This is a genomic window from Actinomycetospora sp. C-140 (genome assembly GCF_054796175.1).
Window position 1 is genome coordinate 321,933 of sequence record NZ_JBTWNF010000003.1, and the last position, 20,958, is coordinate 342,890.

Genomic DNA, 20,958 nt, shown 5'->3' on the forward strand with positions numbered 1-20,958 from the left:
CTAGACCGACCGGCGGGCCCGGGACAGGCCCGTGCGGGCGGTGTCGATCAGGCGCTCAGGACCGCAGGGTGTCGCTGGGCGAGCAGCCGTAGCGCCGGCGGTAGGTCACCGAGAAGCGGCCGGGGTGGGTGAAGTGCCAGCGCGCGGCGACGTCGGCGACGGTCGTCGTCCGCGGGTCGGCGGCACGCAGCTCCTCGTGGGCCCGGCCGAGCCGGATCTCGCGCAGGTGACCCAGCGGTGTCGTGCCCCGCCAGCGGCGGAAGGCCATCTGGAGCCCGCGGACACCCAGGCCCGCCACCTCCGCGACGTCGGCGACGTCGACGTCCTCGGCCGCGTGCTCCTCCAGGTGGGCGACGGCGCGGCGCAGCGTGGCGGGCTCGGGAGCGTGCGCCACCGGGCCGTGCTCGGCGGCCGGCCCGAGCTCGGCGAGCACCTCCTCGGCCGTGGCGCCGACGGTCGTCCCCTGCCGGTCCGCGCGCTCGAGCAGGGTGTCGAAGGCGACGTCCGTGGCGACCTGGTCCCGCCGCGCGAGCAGGGCGCGGGCCGCGACGACCGCATCGTGGGCGCGGGTCGCGGTCTCCCAGGCGCCGTGCTGCGGGTCCGCGAGGCGTGCCGCGAGCAGCCGGTACGCGTGGCGCGCGACCTCGGTGGCGACCGCGCGCGCGGCGGGGTCGAACGCCCGGGCCGCGCTGGCCGCGAGCGCGAGCGTCGCCCCGCCCCCGCCCACCGGCACCGTGAGCACCGACCTCGCGGCCTCGTGCCCCTCGCGGCTGCCGGACAGCCCCGGCCAGCGCCGGTCGGTGGCGACGTCGTCGACCACGACGGTGTGGCCCGACCGGCTCGAGGCCGCGCGGGGCCCCTGCGCGATCGCCTCGACGACCGGGGAGGCGAGCTCGCCGGCGCTCGCGGTGACGGTCGTCCCGCCGCGCACGGGGACCGCGATCTCGGCGAAGCACGCCGACGCGGTGACGCGCAACGCCCGCCGGCACAGGAGAGTGAGCTCGGCGACGGGGACCTCACCGGCGGTGTGGCGCGGCTCCGAGCGTGCGGTCTGCTCGCGGCCCCGACGGGTCTCCGGCGCCGTCTCGTGCGGTCCGGCCAGCGCGAGCGAGCCGTCCTGGTGCCCGGCCGCGGCGCCACGCGGGAACGCGGGGCGCTCCGGTCCCATGGCAGCACCTGCCTCTCGACGATCGGACTCCGCCGTCCGGGGTGCGACCCACCCCTCCGGGAGGCCGCGCGCGGCCGGCGGAGCGGCTGGGGAGTCAACCGACGAGGCCACGATCCTAACGCGCGGGGATCCCGGCCCCGGACGCGACGGAGCGCGACACGGCCCGCGAGGACCTGGTCGGGTGGTGTGCGTCGGGTGGGGACCACGACCGCGCCGATACGCTGCGGGCATGCCGATCGGGACGGCCGCCGACGACGGCGTCGCACGCGTGCGCCGGGCCGGCTGGCTGGTGACCGGGGCGGCGCTCGTCGTCGCGGCGGCGACGCTGGTGGTGATCGGGCTCGTCCCCCCGGGGCCGGGGCGTACGGCGAGCGTCGTCGTGGCCGTCGTGCTGGCCTTCGTCCTGGCCGCGTGGCGTGCCGTGCGGGCCCGGCGCGACACGACCGGCGTCGACGGTCTGCGGCCGATCTCGAGCTGGCTCGCGGCCTTCGCGTGGGCGGTGACGGTGTTCTCGGCGCTCGTCGCCCTCGCCGATCCCACCCACGGCGGTCGGGCCGTGGTGGCCGGGCTGCTCGCGGGCTGCCTGCTGGTGCTCGTCGGACGCGCGGGGGAGCACGTCGGCACCCGGTCGTGAGGTCGGGGTGAGGGGCGCGCAGCGCCCTGACCTGCGGTGGCCGTGCCGTCGCGTCGGTGTCACCCTGGGACGACCATGACCGACGCGCCCACCGACGCCGCCGACGACGAGGCCGGTGCCGACGAGAAGGTCGACGGGCGCGCGGCGCGCTGGGCGGGCCACCGCGAGGCCCGCCGTCTCGAGCTCGTCGACGCCGCGGTGGCGGCGATCGCCGAGCACGGCCCCGAGGTCACCACCGAGCAGATCGCCGAGCGGGCCGGGGTGTCGCGGCCCGGTCTCTACCGGCACTTCGACGGCCGCGACGACCTGCAGAGCGCGATCGCCGCACGTTCGGTGGAGCGGCTGGTCGCCGAGCTCGAGCCGGTGTGGCGGCCGTCCGGGCGGCCCTTCGACATGCTGGCGCGGGCCCTGCGGGCGCACCTGGGGTGGCTCGAGGCCAACGCGAACGTCTACCGCTACCTCAAGCGGACCTCGTTCGGCACCGGCGGGGAGTCGGCGACGACCAACGTGCGCGCCACCGTCGCCTCCCACGTCGCCGGGATGCTCGTCGACGGCTCCCTCGGTGCGGAGATCGCGCCGCCGGTGGCGCACCCGCTGGCGTTCGGGCTCGTGGGGATGGTCGACTCGGCGAGCGCGCACTGGCTCGACGAGCCGCACGGAGCCACCCGCGACGCGCTCGCGACCCAGCTCACGGAGTCCTGCTGGGCGGTCATCCGGGCCACGGTGGGGCCGGCGGTGGGGACGTAGGCCGGACGCGGCCGTGACGGAGTCGTGATCGGCGCGACGGGACCCCCGACCGGGTGAGCCGTGGGGATGCGCGACGATGGAGGCCCCGCCGGAGAGAGGATCCGACGCATGGCGATGCGCCGCTCGTTCCCCACCGTCCTGTCCGACCGGCTGCCCGAGACACGCGACTTCTACGTCGCGCTGCTCGGCTTCGAGGTCGCCTTCGACAGCGACTGGTACGTGGCGCTGACCCGCACCGACGGCGACGAGGTGCACGAGCTCGCGATCTGGGCCGTGGGGCACGAGCTGGTGCCGCCGCCGTACCGGGCGGACCCGGCCGGGGTGATCCTGACCTTCCTGGTCGACGACGTCGACACCGTGCACGCCGAGGCGCGGCGCCAGCGTCTGCCGCTCGTCGCGCCGCCGCGTGACCTGTTCCACGGCCGGCGCCAGATGCTCGTCACCGATCCCAACGGCATGCTCGTCGAGATCTCCAGCCCGAGCACGCCGTCGCCGGCGTTCGCCGCCGAGCTCGGGCGTCGCGGCCGGGCCCCGGAGACCACCGGGTGACCGATCCCTCCGAGCCCGCCGCGCCCGACGGGCGGGATCGTGGGGCCAACCCGTTCACCGAGCTGCTCGGTGGCCCGGGCCAGGCGGTCGACGCATCGGTGCCCGGCGTGGTGTTCGTCGTCGTCTGGCTGGTCACCGACGCCCTGGCCTGGGCCCAGCCGATCCTGGCCGGGGGCGTCGCGGCCGTCGTCGTGGCCGGCGGGGTCGCGCTCTGGCGGTGGCGCCGGGGCGAGCGGCCGCGGGCCGTGGCCGTCGGTCTGCTGCTGGCGGTCGGCGCGGCGCTGCTCGCGCTCTACACCGGGCGCGCGCAGGACTTCTTCCTCCCGCGGATCATCGCCAACGCCGGCAGCCTCGCGGCCTGGCTCGTCTCGATCGCGATCCGCTGGCCCCTGCTCGGGCTCGTCGTCGGCGCCCTCACGGGGCGTCCCACGCTCTGGCGGCGGGATCCGGACCTCGTGCGCGGGTACTGCCGGGCGAGCTGGGTGTGGGTGGCGCAGTACGCGGTGCGGGTCGTGGTCTTCACCGGCCTGTGGGCCGCCCACCAGGTGGTGGCGCTGGGCATCGCCCAGGTGGTGCTGACGTGGCCGCTCGTCGTGGTGTGCATCGCGGCGTCCTGGCCGCTCGTGCGTTCCGCCCTGCCTCCCGGGCACCCTGGTCCGCGGCACCCCGTCGTGCCCGCGTCCCGACCCGGGCCCTGACCGCCGTCACCCCCGTCCGGAGCAGCGTCTGGGCCGGACGGTGGAGACACAACTCGTCCCAGGGTGAAGGCCCTCACCGCCGGGCAACGAGGCACGATGGGCGGGCGTCGTCCGTTGTGGTCGGCGGGGGCGTCGAAACACCGTGGACGCCTCCGCCGACACACCAGACGGCGTTCCGTCGTGCCCGCCAGCCAGCCAGCCCGCCCGCCCCCGATCCGCGCCTCCCGGGAGCCATGTCACCCGCGAACCCCGAAGAGAAGTCCGAGAAAGCCACCGGCATCGGCCTGACCTTCCCGCAGATCATCGCCAGTGCGCTGGCCGCCGCGACCGCGGCGATCCTCGGGTCGTTCATGGGCGTGCTCGGCACGATCGGCGGTGCGGCCGTCGCGTCGATCATCAGTACGGTCGGCTCGGCGCTGTACCAGAAGTCGCTCGAGGTCACCCGCGACCGGGTGAAGGAGCGCCTGGTCGTCGCCGGCCCCGGCGGCACGAAGGTGGCGAACGCCGTCGGCCGCGTCACCGGAGTGGCCCCGGGCGCCGCGCCGGGCCGCCCGGGCGTCCCGCCGCAGGGCCAGCCCCGGCCGGGGGTGCCGGGCCGACCGCCGGCCCCCGGTGCTCCCGGAGTCCCCGCCACCCGGGCCCAGCCGACCCGCGTCGCCGGGCCGCCCACGCCCGGACCCGGCGTCCCCGTCCCGCCGGGCCACCAGCAGCAGCGTCCCGGCACGCCCCCCGGTGACCCGACCCGGCGCGTCCCCGGCCCGGTCGGCCCGCCGTCCGGACGCCCGGCGGACGGCCGGGTCGCCCTGCGCGCCGACGGCCTCGCCGACCCGACCCGCGTCCACCCGCGGGCGACGCCGCCGCCTCCGCAGGACACCGCGGCGCGTCCCACGGCCTTCATCCCGCAGAGCCGGCAGACGGGCACGCCGCCCGGCGGTGGCCCGACGCAGATGATGGGTCCCGGGGGACCGGGCGGCCCGCCGCCCGGCGACGCCGTCACCCAGGTGGCCCCGCTCGAGCCGGAGCCCTCCGGGCCCCGCCGGTTCAGCCTCGCGGGCCTCGCGGCCGGCCTGAAGGGCCTGGGCTGGAAGACCTGGGTGACGCTCGGCGGCGTCGCCGCGAGCATCTTCGTCATCGCCCTGCTCGCGTCGTTCGGCGTCGAGACCGCGGCCGGCCACCCGCTGTCCGGCGGCGCGAGCGGCACGTCGGTCGGCAGCATCTTCGGTCAGCAGACCGACACCAGCGAGGCCACCACGACGCCGTCCGACTCGTCGTCCACCGACGAGACGTCCGCGACGACGTCGTCGCGGCAGCAGGACGACCAGAACGGCACCGACACCCAGCAGCCCGGCTCCGGCAACGACGGCGGCGGCACCACGACGTCGCGGTCGACGCAGTCGTCGCAGAGCGGTCTGGTGCCCAACCTCCTGCCGCGCGGCGGCAGCGGCTCCGGGGGTGCGTCCACCAACGGCTGAGATCCCGCCGTGCCATCCACCGACGGCCGGGCGGACGCCTTAGCGTTCGTCCGGCCGTCGGCGTGCGCGGCGGCTCCGAGGGTCCCGGGGGGTGTGCGGATGGGTCGGCGCGGCGTGCTCGTGCTGCTCCTCGTGCTGGCGGCCTCGACGGTCCTGGCCGCTCCGGCCTCGGCCGACACCCCCGCGGACCTGGCGCAGGTGAAGCAGCGGCTCGACGCGCTCGCCGAGCAGCGGGGCGCCCCGTCCGCGGTCAGCGCCTGGTGGGTGGACACGACGACCCGGACGGTCGTCCTCGCGCTCAACGCGTCGCCGCGCGACGGCCACGACGCCGACTACGTGCGCGCCGCCCGCGACACGGACCCCGCGGTGCGGGTGGTCGGCGGTGTCGCCGCCCCGGCCCCGCGGGCCGACCCGCCCGTCTACGACCTCGTCGGCGGCGACGCGATCCGTCTCAACGGGACCCGGTGCTCGATCGCGTTCTCCGCGACGGCCGTCACCGGGGAGCCCCGCGTGATCACGGCCGGGCACTGCACCAACCGCGGCGGCGACGTGCGGGGCGCCAACAACGCCCCCCTCGGGGCGGTGCGCTCGTCGGTCTTCGACCGCACGGGCGACTGGGGCGTCGTCGACGCGGGCCCGGGCTGGCGGGCCACCCCCTCGGTCGCGGCGGAGGGCTCCACCACCCGGTCGATCACCGGCACGGCGACCGCCACCGTCGGGGCGCCGGTCTGCCGCTCGGGATCGACCACGGGCTGGCGCTGCGGCACGGTCACCGCCGTCGACGTCACCGCCAACTACGCCGCGGGCCCCGTCGAGGGTCTCGTGCTCACCACCGCGTGCAGCGAGGGCGGCGACTCCGGCGGCCCGTTCGTGTCCGGGAGCTCGGCGCTCGGCCTGCTCTCCGGCGGCACGGGCGACTGCACCGCCCCGGGCGGCACGAGCCTCTACCAGCCGATCGACGAGGTCCTGCGCACCGAGAACCTGCGGCTGGTGCCTGACGGCATGTGAGCACTTCCGCGTGCTGGAGCACTCCGAAGTGCTCACATGCGCCGCAGGCGCACCCGCAGGGCCCGGGCGGCGGCTTCGGGGTCGTCGGCGTCGGTGATCGCGCGGACGACGACGACGCGGGTGGCGCCGGCCGCGAGGACCTCGTCGAGGCGGTCGTGGTCGATGCCGCCGATCGCGAACCAGGGGCGGGCGGTGCCCGCGGCGGCGGTCGCGCGGACCAGGTCGAGGCCCGGCGCAGGTCGGCCCGGCTTGGTCGGCGTGGGCCAGCACGGGCCGGTGCAGAAGTAGTCGGCGCCCACCTCGACCGCCCCCGCGGCCGCCTGGGTCTCGTCGTGGGTCGAGCGCCCGATGAGCACGTCGTCGCCGACGACGCGGCGGGCCCACGGCACCGGGAGGTCGTCCTGGCCGAGGTGCAGCACGTCGGCGTCGGCGGCCAGCGCGAGGTCGGCCCGGTCGTTGACGGCGAACAGCGCCCCGTGACGGCGCGCGGCCTGCGCGAGGATCTCCAGGGCGGCGAGCTCCTGGCGCGCCTCGAGCCCTTTCTCGCGCAGCTGGATGACGTCCACCCCGCCGCGCAGGGCGGCGTCGGCGAAGTCGGCGAGGTCGCCGCGGTCGGCGCGCGCGTCGGTGCACAGGTAGAGCCGGGCGTCCTGCAGGCGGGTCCGGCGGTCGATGCGCGTGGGGCTCGGTGCACTCACCGTCACGACGCTAGCGCGTAGCGTCGGACGCCGTGTCGGACCGGCTGGTCGTGGTGGGCGCGGGCGCGGTGGGCTCCGCGGTCGCGTGGGCGGCGGCGCGCGAGCGGCTCGCCGGGGAGGTCGTGCTCGTCGACCCCGACCCGGGGTCGGGGGCCTCGCGGGTGGCCGGGGGCATGCTCGCGCCGATCAGCGAGGCCTGGCCCGGCGAGCGTGAGGTCCTCGAGCTGGGCGCGGCGTCGCTCGAGCGGTGGCCGGGGTTCGCCGCGGCGGTGGCGTCCGACGCGGATCTCCCGGTGGGGCTGCGTCGCGAGGGCACGCTGCAGGTCGCCGTCGACTCCGCCGACGTCGCCGACCTCGACCGCGTCGCCGAGCACCTGCGGGCGTGGGGCCGGCCGGTGGAGCGCCTCACCGGCCGCGAGCTCCGGCGTCGCGAGCCCGCGCTCGGTCCGGGGGTACGAGCCGGGCTGGCCGTGCCCGACGACCTCGCGGTCGACAACCGCGTCCTGCTCGACGCGCTGACCGCGGCGTGCCGGGCCCGGGGCGTCGTCGTCGATCGCCGCCGGGTCGACCGCGTGGTCGACGACGGGGTGCGGGTGACGGGGGTCGCCCTGGAAGGCGTGGAGCTGGCGGCCGACCGGGTCGTGATCGCGGCGGGCGCCTGGTCCGGGGCGCTGCACCCCGTCCTCGACGGCCGGGTGCGCCCGGTGAAGGGGGAGATCCTGCGGGTGCGGGCGCGGCGCTCGTCGCTGCCGCCGCCGTCGCAGACCGTGCGGGCGTCGGTGAGCGGGCGGCCGGTGTACGCCGTGCCGCGCGACGGCGGCCGGCTGGTGGTCGGCGCGACCCAGTACGAGGCCGGCTTCGACCCGGACGTGCTGGTCGGCGGGGTGCGCGACCTCATCGGCGACGTCGAGCGCGTCCTGCCCGGGGTCGCCGACTACGCGCTCGACGAGTCCGCCGCGTCCTTCCGGCCGGGCACCGACGACAACCTCCCGGTGTTCGGGTCCGTCGGCCCGTCGGGGCTCTTCGCGGCGACCGGGCACGGGCGCAACGGGATGCTGCTGGTGGCGGTGACCGTCGACGCGCTGACCGCGGCCCTGCGGGGTGACCCGCTGCCCGACGCGGCACGGGCGGCGGCCGCCGACCGATCGACGGTCGCTCCCGGCTGACGTCCCCGCGTACGGTGGGAACCGGACACCACGGGAGCCCGGGAGGGCTGAGAGGGGGCCGTTCGGGCCCCGACCGTCGAACCTGATCCGGGTCATGCCGGCGCAGGGAGGGGAGGCGCGGAGGATGACCACCGTCTGGCTCAACGACGAGTCCCGCGACGTCGGGACGGGCACGACGGTCGCCGCCCTCATGGCCGAGCACGGGGTGCCCGAGCGCGGCGTCGCGGTGGCCGTCGACGGCACCGTCGTCCCGCGCGCCGCCTGGGCGACCGTGCAGCTGATCGAGGGCACCCGGGTCGAGGTGCTCACCGCGGTGCAGGGGGGCTGATCCGATGGATCCGCTGGTGATCGGTGGTCGCAAGTTCTCGTCGCGCCTGGTCATGGGGACCGGGGGAGCCTCCGGGCTGGCGGTGCTCGAGCGCGCGCTCGTCGCCTCGGGCACCGAGCTGACGACCGTCGCGATGCGTCGCCTCGACGCCGGCGGCGGACCGGGCGTGCTCGCGCTGCTCGAGCGTCTCGGCATCGAAGCGCTGCCCAACACCGCGGGCTGCCGCACCGCGGCCGAGGCCGTGCACACCGCCCGGATGGCCCGCGAGGCGCTGGGGACCGACCTGGTGAAGCTCGAGGTCATCGCCGACGAGCGCACGCTGCTGCCCGACCCGATCGAGCTGCTCGACGCCGCGGAGCAGCTCGTCGACGACGGCTTCACCGTGCTGCCCTACACCAACGACGACCCCGTGCTCGCGGCGAAGCTCGCCGACGCCGGGTGCGCCGCGGTCATGCCGCTCGGGGCGCCGATCGGCACCGGTCTGGGCATCCGCAACCCGCACAACATCGAGATGATCACGTCGGCGGCGACCGTGCCGGTGGTGCTCGACGCCGGGATCGGGACGGCGTCGGAAGCCGCGCAGGCGATGGAGCTGGGGTGCGACGCGGTCCTGCTCGCGACCGCCGTCACCCGTGCCTCCGACCCCGAGATGATGGCGACGGCCATGCGCCTGGGCGTCGAGGCCGGGCGCGCGGCCTACGGCGCGGGCCGCATCCCCCGCCGCTGGTGGGCGCAGGCGTCGAGCCCGCACGTGGACTAGCGAGGTTGTCAGCGAAGTGCCGTCACGGACACTCAGCGTCCGTATCGGTACTTCGATCACTCGCGATCGGCGAGCCCCGCCACCGCGAGGCGCCCGGCCGCGTGCATCGGCTCGGTGGAGCGCAGGGCGCGGCACAGGACGAAGGCCCCCTCGAGCGCGCTGAGGATGCCGAGCGCGCGGTCGCGGTCACCGTCGAGGCGTTCGGTGAGGGCGTCGGTCCACGCCGTGAAGACCTCGGCGGTCGCCTGCCGCAGGACCTCGTCCGTGCTCGCGACCTCGAGCGCGACGGTCGCGATGGGGCAGGCGTCGGCGTAGTCGGTGGCCTCGAGGGTCTCCGCGGCGCCGGCGAAGACGGCGCGGACGGACGCGACCGTGCTCGCCTCCGCGTCGTACGCCGCGGTGACGAGCGCCTGGAAGAACGCCCCACTGGCCCGGATGACCTCGCCCGCCAGCTGCTGCTTCCCGCCGGGGAAGTGGTGGTAGAGCGAGCCGAAGGGGGCGTCCGCCTCCGCGACGACGGTCTTGAGCCCGGTGCCGGCGTAGCCCTGGCGACGGAAGAGCTCGGCGGTCGCGACGAGGATCCGGTCGCGGGTCGGGGCCTTGTCCACGCCGGACATCCTATGCTCTCCTCTCACTAGATCGTTCTACCTAGAACGATCTCGTCGGGAAGGGGTGAGGGGCATGCGTAGCGTGCTGATCGGGGTCGTCGCCGGGCTCGGGGTGCGGGCGCTGCTGCCCGTGGCGCTGCGGGCGAAGTTCCGCGGGGACGTCGCCAAGCTCAACGCCGGAGACCCGTCGTCGCTGCTCACGGCGTACGCCGACGACGCCGTGCTGCACTTCCCGCAGGGCGACCACCGCTTCGCCGGGCCCTGGCGCGGCAAGCCCGCGATCGAGCGCTTCCTGCGCACGTTCGTCGCCTCGCGGGTGCAGGGGCAGCTGCGCGACATCGCGGTCAGCGGGCCGCCGTGGGCGATGACGCTGTGGGTGCGCTTCGACGACCACGCCGACGCCGACGACGGCACACGCCTCTACGAGAACCGCGCGGTGCTGGTGCTGCGCACGCGCTGGGGCCGCGTCGTCGACCACGAGGACTTCTTCGCCGACACCGAACGGATCGCCGCGTTCGACCGCGCACTGGCCGAGCGGGAGGTCCTCGCCGCCGCGCGGTGAGCGGGTGGATTTCCTGACGTCCAACGTCAGCGTGGACGCCAGGCTGGCACGCCGGGCTGGGACCCCGCCGGCGTGTCGCACCGGCGAGCGTGTGGCGATCCTGGCGTCAGATGCCAGGAAAGCCGCATTGCTCGAACACCCGTGTTCGAACCGACCTCAGCGCCCGAGGGCGACAGGGAGGGCGTCGACGCCGTAGACGATCGAGGTCGTGCGGAACGGCTGGTCGTCGAGGGTGCCGGCGTCGGGGGCCAGGCGGAGCTCCGGGAAGCGGCGCAGCAGGGCCGGGTAGGCCGTGCGCAGCTCCATGCGGGCCAGCTCGGCGCCGATGCAGCGGTGGATCCCGTGCCCGAACGCGAGGTGCGGGGTCGGGGCACGGCGGGGGTCGAAGCGCTCGGGGTCGTCGACGAGACGCGGGTCGCGGTCGGCGCCCGACAGCGACACGAGCAGCCCGTCGCCCTTGCTGATCGCGACGCCGCCGAGCGTCATGTCCTCGGTCGCGAAGCGCGGGAACGCGATCTGCACGACGGTCAGGTAGCGCAGCAGCTCCTCGACGAACCCGTTGACGGCGTCGGGCTCGTCGCGCACGAGGGCGAAGCTCTCGGGGTCGCGCAGCAGCACCATGGCCCCGAGCGCGAGCATCGACGCCGAGGTCTCCAGGCCGCCGGTGAGCAGGCCGTCGGCGAGCTCGGCGAGCTCGTCGTCGCCCAGCTCGTCGCCGTGGTCGCGGATGAGCTGGCCGAGCAGGCCCTCGCCGGGCTCGACGCGCTGGCGCGCGACCACGCCGCGCAGGTACTGCAGCGAGCCGGAGATGTTGTCGAACACCGCGCCCGCCCCGCCGAACAGATCGAACCGGGCGGTGGAGAGCGCCTGGAACTCGTCGCGCTCCTCGTAAGGGATCCCGAGCAGCTCGCAGATCGTCAGCGAGGGGATCGGCGTCGCGAAGTCCCGGACCAGGTCCACGGGCTCGCCCGCCGCGGCCAGCTCGGCCATGGCGTCGAGGCGTCCCTCGACGATCTCGGTGATCCGCGGTCCGAGCCGGGCCAGGCGCCGGATCGTGAACTCGGGGGTCAGCAGCCGGCGCAGCCGCGTGTGCTCCGGCGGGTCGGTGAACCCGAGCCCGCCGGGGTTCTGGCCGTCGGTCACGCCGGCCTGCCCCACGAGGTGGCCGAAGTCGTTGGAGAGCCCGCGCGTTCGCCCGAGGACGGTGCGCGCCTCCTCGTGCCCCGTGATCAGCCAGGCGGTGACGCCGAAGGGCAGCGGGAAGTGCCGGACGGGCGCGTCCTCGCGGGCCTCGCGCAACCCGGCCACCGGGTCGAGGCCGTCGCGACGCAGCGGCATGAGGGCGTGGTCGGGCAGCAACGTCACGGGGTCGAGGCCACGACGGCTACGCCACGCGAGGTACTTCCGCGCCGTCCAGCCCACGACCCGTGACCGCAGTGCGGCCAGCCGTGAACGGTCCACCACCGTGTCCACTCTGCCCTCCCCGCGTTCGACGACGCCGACCGGGGGCCGAGGCTAGGACGTCTGAGGGTCCGATGGACCCGGAGGTGGGGGTGTGTCACCCCACCGTTCGTCGGGGTCGACCCGGGGGAGTCCCCCGGGCGGTGTCTCGGCGGTGTCGACGGCTGCGTCGATGGCTGGGTCGTCCGTTTCGTCCGGATGTGACCGTACGCGGGAGGACAACCCCCGCACGACCGTCGGGCCCCGCAGGCCGAGGCGCCCGAGCTCGAGCTCCGCGAGACGGGAGAGCACGTGGGGCTCCCCGCGACGCCAGCCCGCCGCCGCGCCGCCCGGCACGGCCCGGGACAGCCGCCGCGGCGAGCCGTGGGCCAGCGCGCGCAGGGCCAGGAGGTCGGCGTCGTCGGTGCCCGCCCGCAGGCCGTCGCGCAGCACGAGGACGGCCCGCGCGGCGAGCATCCACCGGACGCGCAGCGTCACCCACGTCACGAGCACCGGGACGAGCGCGAGGATCACCAGCAGCCACGCGAGCCCGGAGGCCAGCGCCTCGACCGCGGCCACCTCCTGCTCGCCGGCCGCGACCAGGGAGTCGCCCGCGCCGGTGCCGCTCGAGAGCGCGCGGGCGAGGTCGTCGCCGACGAACGGCACCCCGGCGGCGGTGTCGGCGGCGCCCGCGAACGTGTCGCGCACGTTCTGGCCCGCCCCGCCGAGCTGGCGGCCGGGCCCCTGCAGCGCCAGCACGGTGTCGTGGAGGACCACCGCCAGCGAGACGACCACGGCGATCCACGTCAGGACGGCCACGTCCGCGACGAACTGGCGGGCGCGCCGCCGCGGGCGCTCGGCGTACACCGGCCAGCGGGCCCGGCCGCGGTCCAGAACGGGCAACGGTTCGGCGTCGCGGGGCACGGCCGGTGTGTGCCCCCGGACCGCGGGGGACACACCCCGACCCGCAGCGTGACGATCGACTTGCAGGACATCACCCGGACGGCCCATCGGCCGGTCAGTCGGCGACAAGTGGACGACAAGAGGTGACGGTCAGGCTGGGCGCATCCGACGCAGAGACCGCGCGATCCCCGAGAACCAGGAGCCCGGCGTGACCCTCGCCCCGCCGTCCCCGACCCCGGCCCCCGGCGGGCCCGCGCCCGAGGAGCCCGCCACGGCCGGCGACCTCGTGCCGTTCGGCGTCGTCGACCGCGTGACGCTGCGGGACGTCGGTCGACTCGCCCGGTTCGCCGACGGCCTGGCCGCGGGCACCGTCGCGGTGACCGAGCGCCGGGCGCTGGCCGTCGCGGAGCGGATCGAGCGGGTGTGCGAGGAGATCCACCACCGCCACGGCGCCGAGGAGACCCTGCTGTGGCCGCTGCTGGAGCGCCACGCCGGGCGGGCCCTGGACCTCTCGGGCCTGCGTGACGACCACGTCGCCCTGCGCGGGCTGCTGGGCGAGGTCCGCCGCCTCGCACGGGGCGTGCTCGCGGCCCTGCTCCAGCGCCCGACCGCCCTGGCCACCGCCGAGGACTTCGGCCGCATGCGCACGCTCGCGCGCCGTCTCGCCGAGCTGACCGACCTGCTCGACGAGCACCTGCGCGACTCGGCCCGCGAGCTCACCGACGCCGTCGCCGCGGTGCCGCGGGACGCCTGGCGACGTGCGACCCGTGCCCTGTTCGCCACCGCCCCCGACCGCGTGTTCACCGCCGTGCGCGCCCACGAGGCCGCGACGCCCGACGAGGCACGTCCCCTCGCCGCCGCGCTGGGCCGCGGAGTCGCCGGTCCCTTCGCGCGGCGCGCCGTGCGCCGCCACGACCGGCTGGTGTTCGGGGAGTAGGCGCGGGCTCAGGCCGCCGGCCACGGCGGTGACCCGAGACGGGCGCCGAGCGCGGCGGCCGCGGCGCGGTGGCGCGCGACGTCGTCGTCGGGGTGGCCCAGCAGCACGCCGAGGTCCGCGAGCACCCCGTCCACCGGGCCGAACGTCGCCGTGCCCGACATCAGCCCGGCCATCCGGCCCGCCCAGGGCGCCAGGTCGTCGTGGCACCGGGCCGCGACGTCGCGGTCGCCGAGGCCGACGGCGACCTCGGCGCGCATGGCGGTCCACAGCGTCCACCACCAGTCGCGGCGCACCGGTACCTCCGGGCGCCACACCGCCCGGGCGTCGGCCGGGCGGCCGGCGGCGAGCAGCGCGCGGGCGTACGGGTCGGCGACGACCGCCCCGAACGCACCGTGCAGGGCCGCCAGCGGCGCCACCAGCTCGCCCAGACGGCCCTGCACGCGCCGCACCCCGAGCAGGCCTGCGAGCCGCAGCGCCTCGCCGTTGGCGAGGCCGCGGGCCGCCATCCCGGCCGCCGCCGCCTCGTAGGCGCGCTCGGCCTCGTCGGGGTGGCCGGCCACGAGCAGCGCGACCGCGTCGAAGATCGCCGACCACTCCAGCGTCGCCGCGAGCTGGCCGGTCGGCGCCTCGGCCAGGGCCGCCCGGGCGTGGGAGCGCGCCGCGTCGAGCTCGTGGCGGTGGCAGGCGTGCAGGAAGCGCGCATGGTGGCCGACGGTGCGGTGGCCCCACGACCCGGCGCGCCCGGCGGCCTCGAGGAGCTCGCGGCCCAGCGCGTCGAGGGCGTCCCACCGCTCGGGCACGAGCAGGCCCCAGAAGCGGGCGTTGAGGGCGACCGGCCGCAGCGCCGTGCCGTCGGGGACCTCGGCGAGCGCCGCCACCGCGGCCTCCGCGTCGTCGGCGGCGTGCTCGGGCGGCCGGGCGAAGGTCCGGGCCGCGAGGAGCCGGACCCGGTCGGCGGGCGCTGCCGGGCCGTCGAGCAGCCGGTCGACGGCGGCGACGACGGCGTCGTCCGGTTCCCCGCCCTCGGACAGCGAGAACGACACCGGTGCGTCGAGGCAGGTCACGGCCGTCGTGAGCAGCTGCCGGGTATCGGCCTCCTCGATCGCCCGCCGCCGGGAGCGCACCGCCTCGACGGTGCTCCCGGCGTGCGCGGCCGCGGCCGCGTGGGCGGCCCGCAGCGCGACGCGGCGGGTGGGGTCCACGGCGGTCCCGTCGGTGACGTCGCGGCGGTCCAGCGCGGCCGCCAGCAGGTCGGCGGCGGCGCGCGGGGCGTCCTGCCGCCGGGCCCGCGCCGCGGCGGCCTCGACGTGGTCGAGGACGCGGACCGCGTCGACGGACGACCCCGCGGCCAGCGCGTGGTGGGCGAGGGCACCGTGGTCGCCGGGACGGCGGTCGGAGAGCACGGCGAGCACGCGGGCGTGCACCCGCCCGCGGCGCAGGGCCGGGACGTCGTCGTAGAGGACCTCGCGGACGAGATCGTGGTCGAAGCGGACGCCGTCCGGCCCGGTCTCCTCGAGCAGGCCGGCGTCGACGGCCGCGGACAGGGCGTCGAGGACGCGGTCGACGTCGCCCTGCTCGAGCTCGACGAGCACGCCGACGTCGACGTCGCGCCCGAGCACCGCGGCGTGGCGAAGCACCGCGCCCGTCGCGGCGGGCAGGGCGGCGACCCGGCGGCGCAGGACGTCGCGGACGCCGGCCGGGACGGCACCGTCGCCGCCGCCCGCCCACCACCGCGCGATCTCGCGGACGAACAGCGGGTTGCCCCCGGTGCGGTCCTCCAGGCGCCGCGCGGCGTCGGCGTCGAGCGCGGCGGGGCCGCCGTGGCGGGCGACCAGCGCGGCGCAGGCGTCGGGCGCGAGCCCGCCGAGCTCGAGGCGTTCGCCGGTGACGGCGACGAGCGCGGCGATGGCGGCGTCGAGGTCGTCGTCCACCTCCGCGGGCCGGTAGGCCCCGACCACGAGCACACGCTCGACGCCCTCGCCCGCGACCGCGCGCAGGAGCCGGGCGGTGGCGTCGTCGCCGCGGTGGAGGTCGTCGAGGACGACGAGGACGGAACGCTCCCGCGCCGCCTCCCGCAGGGCCGCGACCAGCGCCCGGCCGGCGCGGAACGGGTCGTCCTCGGGGAGGTCGACGCCGAGGGCGGCGGCCACCTCGGTCCACGCCCACGCCGGGGGCGCGCCGTCGACCTCGGGGCAGCGCCCGCGGATCGTGCGCCATCCGCCGGCCCCGAGCTCGCCGCCCAGGGCGTCGAGCAGGGTCGACTTGCCGGCGCCGGGCTCGCCGCCGATCAGCGCGAGCTCGCCGGGACCGCTCGCCACCCGACCGGCCGTCGTGCGGAGCCTGCCGAGCTCGCCGTCGCGGCCGAGGAGGTCGGGAGGGGCGGTGAGGGGGGAGGGGGCCGGAGCGGGCTCGAGCTCCGGGTCCTGGGTGAGCAGGGCCGTCTCGAGCCGGCGCAGGGCCGGCGAGGGGTCGAGGCCGAGGTCGTCGGCGAGGCGGCGGCGGGTCGTCGCGATCAGCGCGAGGGCGTCGGCCTGGCGCCCGCCCCGGTAGCGGGCCCGGGCGAGCAGGAGCACCGCATCCTCGTCGAGCGGGTGCTCGTCGACGTGCGCGGCGAGGCGTCGTTCGGCGGCGGCGGGGTCGCCGGCGGCGAGCTCCGCGGCCCCGAGCCGGCGCACCAGTTCGGCGCGCCGGGTGTCCAGCCGGGCCACGGCGGGCGCGGCCCAGGCCTCGTCGGCGAACTCGCCGAACGCGGGGCCGTCCCAGGCGTCGAGGGCGCGGGCGAGTTCGGCGGGGTCGTCGGTACCGGGCAGCTCCGTCATGGCCGTGAGGTCCAGCCGAGCGCGCAGCGCGTAGCCCGGCGGAACGCTGACCAGGACCGTCGCCGCGGCGCGGGGTGCGCGGTCGGGCTCGAGGAGGCGGCGCAGGTGGGAGACGTGGGCCTGCAGCGCGGCGACCGCCCGGGGTGGGGGCTCGCCGCGCCAGAGGTCCTCGACGAGGCGGTCGGTGGAGACGACGCCGCCCTGAGCGACGGCGAGCCGGGCGAGCAGCGCCCGGCGCATCGGGCCGCCCACGTCGACCTCGACGCCGTCGACGAGAACGCGCACGGGCCCGAGGACCCGGACCTCGACCCGCGTCACGGCGTCGATCTTAGGGCGCTTGCCGGCGAGGCAAGTCGTTCGCAAGTCCGGCCGCCGATGCTCACGGAGCGCCGACCACGGCCTCACGAACGGAGCAGCACATCATGACCACCGCCGTCCCCACCCGCCGGAACGACCTCCTCGGTATCACCCTGGGTCACCGGGCGATGTGCGCCGACACGCGCCGCCTCGCCGACCTGGTCGCGCGCATCGCGACCGGCGCCGAACGCGTCGACCGGGCCCGCGGCGTCGCCCTCGCCCGGTGGATCGGCCGGGTGGCCGACGAGATCCATCACCACCACGAGGCCGAGGACGACGTGCTCTGGCCGGTCCTCGAGCGGCACGCCCGCGACCGCGTCGACCTCGCCGCGCTCACCGACGACCACGCCGCCCTCGACCCGCTGCTCGCGCGGGTGCGCGCCGCAGCGGACGACGTCGCCGGGGGTGGGCCCGCCGACGCGTTGGCGCAGCACCTCGGGGAGCTGGCCGACCTGCTCGCCGAGCACATCGCCGAGGAGGAGCGCGAGGTCTTCCCGATCATCCTGGCGCACGTGCCGCAGGCGGACTGGCACGCCGTCGAGGCCGCGGTGCGCGACCGGGGCGGGGACATCGGGTTCGCGCTGCCGAGGGTCGCCGCCGCCGCGACCCCGGAGGAGCTGGCCGACCTGCGTCGCGTCGCCGGTCCGGTGCTGATGGTCCTGCTGCCGGTCACCCGCTGGCGCCTGCGCCGCGCGGAGAAGCTGGTCTTCGGGGGCCCGTCGCGTCTCTGAGGTGCGGCTGCGCGCCGCAGGCGCACCTAGCGGTGCGCGTCGACCGCCCACAGGGGCGAGACCGGGCCGACGCCGGCGCCGAGGGGGTAGGACTCGGCGACGGCGCGGCGGATGTAGCGCTCGGCGGACGCCACAGCGTCGGGCATCGCGAGGCCCCGGGCGAGCGCGGCGCAGGTCGCGCTCGCCAGGGCGTCGCCCGCGCCGTGGACGTGCGGGGTGTCGATCCGCGGCCCGCCGAATTCCCAGGTCTGCTCGCCGTCGAAGAGCAGGTCGATCACGTCCGGCGAGCCGCGCAGGTGCCCGCCCTTGATCAGCACGTACCGGGGCCCCATGGCGTGCACGGCGTCCGCGGCCTCGCGGGCGGTGGCGGCATCCGTGACGGTGATGCCCGCGAGCAGGCGGACCTCGTCGAGGTTGGGGGTCGCCAGGGCGGCGCGGGGGAACAGCCGGGTCCGGATCGCCTCCATCGCGTCCTCGGCCAGCAGCGGGTCGCCGCGCATCGACGCCGCGACGGGGTCGACGACGAAGGGCACGGCGTCGCGAGACCGGCCGATGCCCACCTCGTCGACGACGTCGGCGACCGCGTCGATGATCTCCCGTGTCGCGAGCATCCCGGTCTTGGCGGCGCCGACGCCGATGTCGGTGACGACGGCGCGGACCTGCGCGGCGACGGTGTCCGGCGGCACGAGGTGCACCCCCGAGACGCCGAGCGAGTTCTGCACGGTCACGGCGGTGACGGCGACGCAGCCGTGCACACCGCACGCCGTCATCGCCCGCAGGTCGGCCTCGAGCCCGGCGGCGCCGCCCGAGTCGGAACCGGCGATCGTCAGCGTGCGCGGCGGGGTCTCGGCCATCGCGCCATCATCGCCGTCGTCGTCCGTGAGCAGTTGGCGCCCCTAGGGGGCGCCAACTGCTCACACGGGTTCCCAGGCCGCCACCGACCACAGGGCCGAGACCGGGCCGTGGCCGGCGCCGAGGGGGTAGGCGTGCTCGACGGCGCGGGTGATGTACGCCTTGCCCAGCGCCACGGCGTCGACCAGCGCCATGCCCCGCGCCAGCCCGGCCGTGATCGCCGAGGCCAGCGAGTCGCCGCCGCCGTGGCTGTGCGTCGTCTCGCGGCGCGGCGAGGAGAACACGTGCTCGGTGCCGTCGGCGGTGAGCAGGAGGTCCCGGACCTCGGGGGATCCCTCCAGGTGCCCGCCCTTGACCAGCGCCGCGCCGGCCCCGAGCCCGACCAGCGCCCGCGCCGCCTCGCGCGCGGAGTCGTCGTCGACGACGTCCACGCCGACGAGCAGGCGGACCTCGTCGAGGTTGGGCGTGACGAGCGTGGCGCGCGGGATCAGCTCGCCCCGCACCGTGTCCAGCGCGTCGGGGGCCAGCAGCGGGTGGCCGTGCATCGACGCCGCCACCGGGTCGACGACGAACGGGATCCGCGTGCCGAGCCCGACCTCGTCGCCGGCCGCGACGACCGCGGCGATGATGTCGGTCGAGGCGAGCATGCCGGTCTTCGCCGCGTCGATCCCCATGTCGCCGGCGACCGTGCGGATCTGGTCGGCGACGACGTCGGGCGGGATCGCGTGGAAGCCGGAGACCCCGACGGAGTTCTGGACGGTCACGGCGGCGACCGCGACGGCGCCGTGCACCCCGCACGCGGTGAAGGCGCGGACGTCGGCGGTGATCCCGGCGCCGCCGCCCGAGTCGGTGCCGGCGATCGCGAGCGCGACGGGCGGCGACCCGGTCACGACCCGACCACCGGCAGGTGGACGCGGCCCCCGCGCTCGGCGAACTCCGCCGCCTTCGACGCCATCCCCGTGTCGATCGCCTCCTGGGTGGTCAGCCCGTGCTCCTCCGCGTAGGCGCGGACATCGTGGCTGATCCGCATCGAGCAGAACTTCGGGCCGCACATGGAGCAGAAGTGTGCGGTCTTGGCCGGCTCCGCGGGCAGGGTCTCGTCGTGGAACGACCGGGCCGTGTCCGGGTCGAGGGCGAGCCGGAACTGGTCGTGCCAGCGGAACTCGAACCGCGCCGTGCTCAGCGCGTCGTCCCGGGCCTGCGCCCGCGGATGCCCCTTGGCGAGGTCGGCGGCGTGCGCGGCGATCTTGTAGGTGATGACGCCGGTCTTCACGTCGTCGCGGTCCGGGAGACCGAGGTGTTCCTTGGGCGTGACGTAGCAGAGCATCGCGGTGCCGGCCTGGGCGATGGTCGCCGCGCCGATCGCCGAGGTGATGTGGTCGTAGCCCGGCGCGATGTCGGTCGCGAGCGGACCGAGCGTGTAGAACGGCGCCCCGCCGCACCACTCCTCCTCGAGGCGCACGTTCTCGGCGATCTTGTCCATCGGCACGTGGCCGGGGCCCTCGATCATCACCTGGACGCCACGGTCCCGGGCGATGTCGGTGAGCTCGCCGAGCGTGCGCAGCTCCGCGAGCTGGGCCTCGTCGTTGGCGTCGGCGATCGAGCCCGGCCGCAGGCCGTCGCCGAGGGAGAAGGTGACGTCGTAGCGGCGCAGGATGTCGCAGAGCTCGGAGAAGTGCTCGTAGAGGAACGACTCGCGGTGGTGGGCGAGGCACCAGGCGGCCATGATCGACCCGCCGCGGCTGACGATCCCCGTGACGCGATGCGCCGTGAGCGGGACGTGGCGCAGCAGCACGCCGGCGTGCACCGTCATGTAGTCGACGCCCTGCTCGCACTGCTCGATGACCGTGTCGCGGTACGTCTCCCAGGTGAGGTCCGCGGGCTCGCCGACCTTCTCCAGGGCCTGGTAGATCGGCACGGTGCCGATCGGCACGGGCGAGTTGCGCAGGATCCATTCCCGCGTCTCGTGGATGTCGGCACCGGTGGACAGATCCATGACGGTGTCGGCGCCCCAGCGTGTCGCCCACACCATCTTCTCGACCTCGTCGGCGATGCCACTGGTCACCGCGGAGTTCCCGATGTTGGCATTGATCTTCACCGCGAAGCCCTTCCCGATGATCATCGGTTCGGTCTCGGGGTGCCGGTGGTTGGCGGGGATGACGGCGCGGCCCGCCGCGACCTCGGAGCGCACGGTCTCGGCCGCGACCCCTTCGCGCACGGCCGCGAACCGCATCTCGGGCGTCGTCTCGCCGCGCCGGGCCCGCTCCAGCTGGGTGGCCCCGGAGCGCCACGGCGTCCGACGCGGGTCGAGCCCGCGCTCCACGTCGATCGCGACGGCGTCGTCGGTGTACGGCCCGGACGTGTCGTAGACATCCACCGACGCACCGGTGGTCAGCCCGATGCGACGGACCGGGACGTCGACCCCGTCGGGGCCGGGCAAGTACGCCTTCCCCGACCCGTCGATCGGGCCGGTGGTCACGGTGCTCGGCACGCGCGTCAACGCGATCTCCTCCCTACGCCG

General features: G+C 76.6%; 21 protein-coding genes and 1 riboswitch. Of the genes, 12 read left to right on the top strand and 9 right to left on the bottom strand.

The features are described 5' to 3' along the window. Nucleotides 1–55 precede the first annotated feature (55 nt). Complete coding sequence (locus tag ACR9E3_RS07215) at nt 56–1,168, bottom strand: helix-turn-helix domain-containing protein (protein ID WP_460379498.1); 1,113 nt, start codon at nt 1,166–1,168, stop codon at nt 56–58. 229 nt (nt 1,169–1,397) lie between these two features. On the opposite strand from ACR9E3_RS07215, the gene ACR9E3_RS07220 reads away from it, so the two are divergent. The 6 genes from ACR9E3_RS07220 to ACR9E3_RS07245 all read left to right on the top strand — a co-directional run bounded on the left by ACR9E3_RS07220 (nt 1,398) and on the right by ACR9E3_RS07245 (nt 6,276). After that, nucleotides 1,398–1,802 (top strand): hypothetical protein, encoded by a 405-nt coding sequence (locus ACR9E3_RS07220; protein WP_460379500.1) that lies wholly within the window; start codon nt 1,398–1,400, stop codon nt 1,800–1,802. A 75-nt stretch (nt 1,803–1,877) separates the two neighbouring features. Then, nucleotides 1,878–2,549 carry a TetR/AcrR family transcriptional regulator gene (locus tag ACR9E3_RS07225; protein ID WP_460379502.1) on the top strand — a complete coding sequence of 224 codons (672 nt, stop codon included), beginning with the start codon at nt 1,878–1,880 and terminating at the stop codon, nt 2,547–2,549. 108 nt (nt 2,550–2,657) lie between these two features. After that, nucleotides 2,658–3,098, top strand: a complete 441-nt coding sequence (locus ACR9E3_RS07230; protein ID WP_460379504.1) for a VOC family protein — start codon at nt 2,658–2,660, stop codon at nt 3,096–3,098. Further along, nucleotides 3,095–3,796 carry a DUF3159 domain-containing protein gene (locus ACR9E3_RS07235; RefSeq protein WP_460379506.1) on the top strand — a complete coding sequence of 234 codons (702 nt, stop codon included), beginning with the start codon at nt 3,095–3,097 and terminating at the stop codon, nt 3,794–3,796. Before ACR9E3_RS07230 ends, ACR9E3_RS07235 begins: the two co-directional genes overlap by 4 nt. 233 nt (nt 3,797–4,029) lie before the next feature. Beyond that, nucleotides 4,030–5,268 carry a hypothetical protein gene (locus ACR9E3_RS07240; RefSeq protein WP_460379508.1) on the top strand — a complete coding sequence of 413 codons (1,239 nt, stop codon included), beginning with the start codon at nt 4,030–4,032 and terminating at the stop codon, nt 5,266–5,268. Between the two features lie 99 nt (nt 5,269–5,367). Beyond that, the gene (locus tag ACR9E3_RS07245) at nt 5,368–6,276 is read left to right on the top strand and encodes a S1 family peptidase (protein WP_460379510.1); all 909 of its coding nucleotides are present in this window, start codon (nt 5,368–5,370) and stop codon (nt 6,274–6,276) included. Between the two features lie 32 nt (nt 6,277–6,308). Here the strand turns inward: ACR9E3_RS07245 and thiE are convergent, their stop codons facing one another. Next, nucleotides 6,309–6,974, bottom strand: coding sequence for a thiamine phosphate synthase (gene thiE / locus ACR9E3_RS07250; RefSeq protein ID WP_460379512.1), 666 nt, complete (start codon nt 6,972–6,974; stop codon nt 6,309–6,311). A gap of 32 nt (nt 6,975–7,006) precedes the next feature. Between thiE and thiO the strand changes: the two genes are divergently transcribed. From thiO to thiG, 3 genes are all read left to right on the top strand, one after another. Then, nucleotides 7,007–8,140 carry a glycine oxidase ThiO gene (thiO, locus tag ACR9E3_RS07255; protein WP_460379514.1) on the top strand — a complete coding sequence of 378 codons (1,134 nt, stop codon included), beginning with the start codon at nt 7,007–7,009 and terminating at the stop codon, nt 8,138–8,140. A gap of 20 nt (nt 8,141–8,160) precedes the next feature. Further along, nucleotides 8,161–8,266: riboswitch (TPP riboswitch) on the top strand. Further along, nucleotides 8,265–8,468 (top strand): sulfur carrier protein ThiS, encoded by a 204-nt coding sequence (thiS, locus tag ACR9E3_RS07260; protein ID WP_460379516.1) that lies wholly within the window; start codon nt 8,265–8,267, stop codon nt 8,466–8,468. Its footprint overlaps the riboswitch before it by 2 nt. A 4-nt stretch (nt 8,469–8,472) precedes the next feature. Continuing rightward, nucleotides 8,473–9,228, top strand: coding sequence for a thiazole synthase (gene thiG / locus ACR9E3_RS07265; protein ID WP_460379518.1), 756 nt, complete (start codon nt 8,473–8,475; stop codon nt 9,226–9,228). 56 nt (nt 9,229–9,284) lie between these two features. On the opposite strand, the gene ACR9E3_RS07270 is transcribed toward thiG, so the two are convergent. Continuing rightward, a complete protein-coding gene (locus tag ACR9E3_RS07270; RefSeq protein ID WP_460379520.1) occupies nt 9,285–9,836 on the bottom strand; it encodes a TetR/AcrR family transcriptional regulator in 552 nt (183 codons plus the stop codon). A gap of 73 nt (nt 9,837–9,909) precedes the next feature. On the opposite strand from ACR9E3_RS07270, the gene ACR9E3_RS07275 reads away from it, so the two are divergent. Next, a complete protein-coding gene (locus ACR9E3_RS07275; RefSeq protein WP_460379522.1) occupies nt 9,910–10,398 on the top strand; it encodes a nuclear transport factor 2 family protein in 489 nt (162 codons plus the stop codon). 156 nt (nt 10,399–10,554) lie between these two features. Here ACR9E3_RS07275 and ACR9E3_RS07280 read toward each other — a convergent pair whose 3' ends face one another. Both ACR9E3_RS07280 and ACR9E3_RS07285 read right to left on the bottom strand, forming a co-directional pair. Continuing rightward, on the bottom strand, nt 10,555–11,844 hold the full coding sequence (locus ACR9E3_RS07280; protein WP_460379667.1) for a cytochrome P450: 1,290 nt from the start codon (nt 11,842–11,844) through the stop codon (nt 10,555–10,557). A 69-nt stretch (nt 11,845–11,913) separates the two neighbouring features. Next, the gene (locus ACR9E3_RS07285; RefSeq protein WP_460379524.1) at nt 11,914–12,741 is read right to left on the bottom strand and encodes a hypothetical protein; all 828 of its coding nucleotides are present in this window, start codon (nt 12,739–12,741) and stop codon (nt 11,914–11,916) included. A gap of 208 nt (nt 12,742–12,949) precedes the next feature. On the opposite strand from ACR9E3_RS07285, the gene ACR9E3_RS07290 reads away from it, so the two are divergent. Further along, complete coding sequence (locus tag ACR9E3_RS07290) at nt 12,950–13,678, top strand: hemerythrin domain-containing protein (RefSeq protein WP_460379526.1); 729 nt, start codon at nt 12,950–12,952, stop codon at nt 13,676–13,678. Nucleotides 13,679–13,686: 8 nt separating this feature from the next. Here ACR9E3_RS07290 and ACR9E3_RS07295 read toward each other — a convergent pair whose 3' ends face one another. Beyond that, nucleotides 13,687–16,815 carry a BTAD domain-containing putative transcriptional regulator gene (locus ACR9E3_RS07295; protein ID WP_460379528.1) on the bottom strand — a complete coding sequence of 1,043 codons (3,129 nt, stop codon included), beginning with the start codon at nt 16,813–16,815 and terminating at the stop codon, nt 13,687–13,689. 104 nt (nt 16,816–16,919) lie between these two features. Between ACR9E3_RS07295 and ACR9E3_RS07300 the strand changes: the two genes are divergently transcribed. Beyond that, the gene (locus ACR9E3_RS07300; protein WP_460379530.1) at nt 16,920–17,585 is read left to right on the top strand and encodes a hemerythrin domain-containing protein; all 666 of its coding nucleotides are present in this window, start codon (nt 16,920–16,922) and stop codon (nt 17,583–17,585) included. A gap of 26 nt (nt 17,586–17,611) precedes the next feature. Here ACR9E3_RS07300 and thiD (ACR9E3_RS07305) read toward each other — a convergent pair whose 3' ends face one another. The 3 genes from thiD (ACR9E3_RS07305) to thiC are packed head-to-tail and all read right to left on the bottom strand — an operon-like array spanning nt 17,612 to nt 20,937. Then, a complete protein-coding gene (thiD, locus tag ACR9E3_RS07305; RefSeq protein WP_460379532.1) occupies nt 17,612–18,439 on the bottom strand; it encodes a bifunctional hydroxymethylpyrimidine kinase/phosphomethylpyrimidine kinase in 828 nt (275 codons plus the stop codon). 60 nt (nt 18,440–18,499) lie between these two features. After that, on the bottom strand, nt 18,500–19,327 hold the full coding sequence (thiD, locus tag ACR9E3_RS07310; RefSeq protein ID WP_460379534.1) for a bifunctional hydroxymethylpyrimidine kinase/phosphomethylpyrimidine kinase: 828 nt from the start codon (nt 19,325–19,327) through the stop codon (nt 18,500–18,502). Then, nucleotides 19,324–20,937, bottom strand: a complete 1,614-nt coding sequence (gene thiC / locus ACR9E3_RS07315) for a phosphomethylpyrimidine synthase ThiC (protein ID WP_460379536.1) — start codon at nt 20,935–20,937, stop codon at nt 19,324–19,326. The genes thiD (ACR9E3_RS07310) and thiC overlap by 4 nt, the downstream gene beginning before the upstream one ends. Nucleotides 20,938–20,958: the final 21 nt, after the last annotated feature.

Bases quoted from the DNA above. Each gene is read 5' to 3' on its own strand.
- ACR9E3_RS07300 (WP_460379530.1), top strand. From the start codon at position 16,920: ATGACCACCGCCGTCCCCACCCGCCGGAACGACCTCCTCGGTATCACC.
- thiS (WP_460379516.1), top strand. From the start codon at position 8,265: ATGACCACCGTCTGGCTCAACGACGAGTCCCGCGACGTCGGGACGGGC.
- ACR9E3_RS07225 (WP_460379502.1), top strand. From the start codon at position 1,878: ATGACCGACGCGCCCACCGACGCCGCCGACGACGAGGCCGGTGCCGAC.
- ACR9E3_RS07275 (WP_460379522.1), top strand. From the start codon at position 9,910: ATGCGTAGCGTGCTGATCGGGGTCGTCGCCGGGCTCGGGGTGCGGGCG.
- ACR9E3_RS07245 (WP_460379510.1), top strand. From the start codon at position 5,368: ATGGGTCGGCGCGGCGTGCTCGTGCTGCTCCTCGTGCTGGCGGCCTCG.
- thiG (WP_460379518.1), top strand. From the start codon at position 8,473: ATGGATCCGCTGGTGATCGGTGGTCGCAAGTTCTCGTCGCGCCTGGTC.
- thiD (WP_460379532.1), bottom strand. From the start codon at position 18,439: ATGGCCGAGACCCCGCCGCGCACGCTGACGATCGCCGGTTCCGACTCG.
- ACR9E3_RS07220 (WP_460379500.1), top strand. From the start codon at position 1,398: ATGCCGATCGGGACGGCCGCCGACGACGGCGTCGCACGCGTGCGCCGG.
- ACR9E3_RS07230 (WP_460379504.1), top strand. From the start codon at position 2,658: ATGGCGATGCGCCGCTCGTTCCCCACCGTCCTGTCCGACCGGCTGCCC.
- ACR9E3_RS07240 (WP_460379508.1), top strand. From the start codon at position 4,030: ATGTCACCCGCGAACCCCGAAGAGAAGTCCGAGAAAGCCACCGGCATC.
- ACR9E3_RS07215 (WP_460379498.1), bottom strand. From the start codon at position 1,168: ATGGGACCGGAGCGCCCCGCGTTCCCGCGTGGCGCCGCGGCCGGGCAC.